Annotated in this window: 5 protein-coding genes; 2 read left to right on the top strand and 3 right to left on the bottom strand. The window is 31.0% G+C overall.

What is annotated here, in order from left to right:
• Positions 1 to 26: 26 nt before the first annotated feature.
• From NR218_RS12515 to csoR, 3 genes are all read right to left on the bottom strand, one after another.
• Entirely contained in the window at positions 27 to 164 is a 138-nt protein-coding gene (locus NR218_RS12515) for an Lmo0850 family protein (protein ID WP_011275260.1), read from the bottom strand.
• A 107-nt stretch (positions 165 to 271) separates the two neighbouring features.
• A complete protein-coding gene (gene csoZ / locus NR218_RS12510) occupies positions 272 to 478 on the bottom strand; it encodes a putative copper chaperone CsoZ (RefSeq protein WP_011275259.1) in 207 nt (68 codons plus the stop codon).
• A gap of 11 nt (positions 479 to 489) precedes the next feature.
• Positions 490 to 813 carry a copper-sensing transcriptional repressor CsoR gene (gene csoR, locus NR218_RS12505; RefSeq protein WP_046309851.1) on the bottom strand — a complete coding sequence of 108 codons (324 nt, stop codon included), beginning with the start codon at positions 811 to 813 and terminating at the stop codon, positions 490 to 492.
• 156 nt (positions 814 to 969) lie between these two features.
• Between csoR and cls the strand changes: the two genes are divergently transcribed.
• Both cls and NR218_RS12495 read left to right on the top strand, forming a co-directional pair.
• Positions 970 to 2,454, top strand: coding sequence for a cardiolipin synthase (gene cls / locus NR218_RS12500; protein WP_011275257.1), 1,485 nt, complete (start codon positions 970 to 972; stop codon positions 2,452 to 2,454).
• A 99-nt stretch (positions 2,455 to 2,553) separates the two neighbouring features.
• Positions 2,554 to 3,195, top strand: coding sequence for an HD domain-containing protein (locus tag NR218_RS12495; RefSeq protein ID WP_016931420.1), 642 nt, complete (start codon positions 2,554 to 2,556; stop codon positions 3,193 to 3,195).
• Positions 3,196 to 3,199 lie beyond the last annotated feature (4 nt).

Raw genomic sequence — 3,199 nt, 5'->3', positions numbered from 1 at the left:
TTCTACCTTTATCAATTGCTAGCAGACTATTTAAGTTCTTGGCGCACAGGTGTTGTAGCTGGCAATGTATTAATAATGTCTAAACGAGATTTAGTTTTTTTAATATTCACACCTAATGACGATAATAATTTAACAACATTTTGCAATTTATCCGAATTACTCATGGCTTTCACCTCGTTTTATGACTTCAAAGTTATACTACCCCAATTATCGTTGTTTTACTACATTAATTCAGCATAAAATTGATATTTAATAAAATTATTTTAATTTATCAACCTAATACCTTATAACCATCATCATAAATTTCTTTTTCAATACTATTTAAATTCGTAGGTGTTTCATAAGAAATTTTAACTAATTGGTCATTTAGTTCTACAATTACTTCATCTACACCTATCATCTTCTCAAGTCTATGTTGGAGTGAATTAGCTTGCTCTTCAGTATTTAATTCACTAATTCTAATTTCACTAAAGTTCATTTAATTAACCCCTAATCTTTCATTAATTTTTGAAAAGTCACTAACAATTCTTCCATCGCTTCTTCTTGAGCGCCGTTATTCACTTTATCCATGATACAGCTTTTCATATGATGATCTAGCAACTTAGTGGCCACACTATTTAAAGCTGATCTTGTAGCTCTAATTTGAGTTAGCACGTCATCACAGTATACATCTTCTTCAATCATGCGATTAATCGCTCTAACTTGCCCTTCAATACGATTAAGTCTTGATTTTAAATTCATTTTAATTTGATCGGAATGATGTGCATTTTCATGATTATTCAAGGTCGTCACCCTTTCTAATAGTACTATCATATCGTATAATTTACCTTCATATTCGTCAAACACTGTAACTTATTTTCATGAAAAAGGGTCATGCTATTTAGTTAATGCCATGATACAATTAAGTTTAAGAAAGTACTAGACTTATCTTATTCTTGCAGGAATTAAAAAATAAACAGGAGGCGTACTATGGTAGAAATATACTCAATGTCTTTCACGCATTCCTCATTGATTATTAATATCATTTTAATTGCTGCCTTTATATTAAACTTAATTTTTGCGTTTGTTATTATCTTTATGGAGCGCCGTAGTGCTGGTTCAATATGGGCTTGGCTACTTGTTTTAGTATTTTTACCAATTATAGGGTTTATTTTATATTTACTATTAGGACGCCAAATTCAACGCAATCGTATATTTAAATTGAAAAAAGAAGACCGTAAAGGCCTTGCTATGATTGTCGATGAACAAATTGAAGCATTAGAAAGCGACGATTTCTCAAAAGGTAATCATCAAATTGTTAAGTTTAAAGAAATGGTACGCATGTTACTTTTTAACAATGCTGCATTCCTTACTACTGATAATCAAACCAAGATTTATACTGATGGCCATGCAAAATTTGATGCATTATTAAGTGATATTAAAAATGCAAAAGATTATATACATATTCAATACTATATTTTCAAAAGTGATGAATTAGGTCATCGAATTCTCTCAGCACTTGAGGATAAACTTGATGAGGGCTTAGAAGTTAAAATGTTATACGATGATATGGGATCAAGAACTCTAAGAAAAAAAGATTTAAAACACTTTCGTCAAAAAGGTGGACATGTTGAATCTTTCTTTCCTTCTAAACTCCCACTTATAAACCTACGTATGAATAACCGAAACCATAGAAAAATAGTTATTATTGACGGTAAAATTGGTTATGTTGGTGGTTTTAATGTAGGCGACGAATATTTAGGTAAAGATAAAAAATTTGGATATTGGCGAGACACTCATTTGCGATTAGAAGGAGATTCTGTAAACGCACTTGAACTGAGATTTATATTAGATTGGAACTCACAATCAAACCGTGATTCAATCGAATATGAAGATCGCTATTTTCCTGATGTAGACTCTGGTGGAACAATAGGTGTACAAATTGCCTCAAGTGGTCCTGATGAAGATTGGGAGCAAATCAAATATGGTTATTTGAAAATGATTTCTTCAGCTAAACAATCTATTTATATTCAATCACCCTATTTTATTCCTGATCAAGCCTTCATTGATGCAATTAAAATAGCAGCTTTAGGTGGTGTAGAGGTCAATATCATGATTCCTAATAAACCTGATCATCCTTTTGTTTATTGGGCTACCTTAAAAAACGCAGCTTCTCTATTATCAGCTGGCGTGAAAATCTATCATTATGATAATGGTTTCTTACACTCCAAAACATTAATTATTGATGATGAAATTGCTTCAGTAGGTACTGCCAACATGGATAATCGTAGTTTTACATTGAACTTTGAAGTAAACGCATTCATCTATGATGAAGCAATTGCAGCGCAACTAAAAGAAGCATTTATTCAAGATATGAAAGTATCTTACCGACTCACTGAAGACTTATATAATAAACGAAGCCTGTGGATTAAATTTAAAGAAGGTATATCTCAATTACTTTCACCTATTCTATAGATAATTTAGATATAGTGGCTTAAAAAATCACAATGAAAATATTATAGTCTTAAAATAATACTTTAGTCCCGAACTCATCTGAACAATAAGGAGATTAAAATGGATGTAACACGACAAATAGAATTAGCGCATAGATATATGAAAGATTTTCATAAAAGTGATTATTCTGGTCATGATGTTGCACATGTAGAACGTGTAACGTCACTAGCTCAAACAATCTCTAAATGCGAGCAACAAGGAGAATATTTAATTATCACATTATCTGCATTACTTCATGATGTCATTGATGATAAGTTAACAAATAAAGCCAATGCTTTAGATTGTTTAAAAACATTTTTAAAGAACATTCGCGTATCTTCTGATCAACAACAAAAGATTATTTACATCATTCAACATTTAAGTTATAGAAATGGACAAAATAATCATGTAGACCTTCCAATTGAAGGACAAATTGTTAGAGATGCAGATCGACTAGATGCGATTGGTGCTATTGGTATTGCTAGAGCATTTCAATTTTCAGGCCATTTTAATGAGCCAATGTGGACAGAATCACCACATAGTGACATACCTAATATTGAAACGATTACTAATTTAGAACCTTCCGCTATACGTCACTTTTATGATAAATTATTAAAATTAAAAGATTTAATGCATACTGAAACTGGTCGAAAATTAGCTAGAGAAAGACATGCGTTTATGGAACAGTTTTTAAATCAATTTTATAAAGAATGGCATATATAAAAAA

This window comes from Staphylococcus sp. SUC_1.2, from assembly GCF_026222585.1.
This window is presented reverse-complemented; position numbering and strand designations above follow the sequence as displayed.

Bases quoted from the DNA above. Each gene is read 5' to 3' on its own strand.
- cls (WP_011275257.1), top strand. From the start codon at position 970: ATGGTAGAAATATACTCAATGTCTTTCACGCATTCCTCATTGATTATT.
- NR218_RS12495 (WP_016931420.1), top strand. From the start codon at position 2,554: ATGGATGTAACACGACAAATAGAATTAGCGCATAGATATATGAAAGAT.
- csoR (WP_046309851.1), bottom strand. From the start codon at position 813: ATGATAGTACTATTAGAAAGGGTGACGACCTTGAATAATCATGAAAAT.
- csoZ (WP_011275259.1), bottom strand. From the start codon at position 478: ATGAACTTTAGTGAAATTAGAATTAGTGAATTAAATACTGAAGAGCAA.
- NR218_RS12515 (WP_011275260.1), bottom strand. From the start codon at position 164: ATGAGTAATTCGGATAAATTGCAAAATGTTGTTAAATTATTATCGTCA.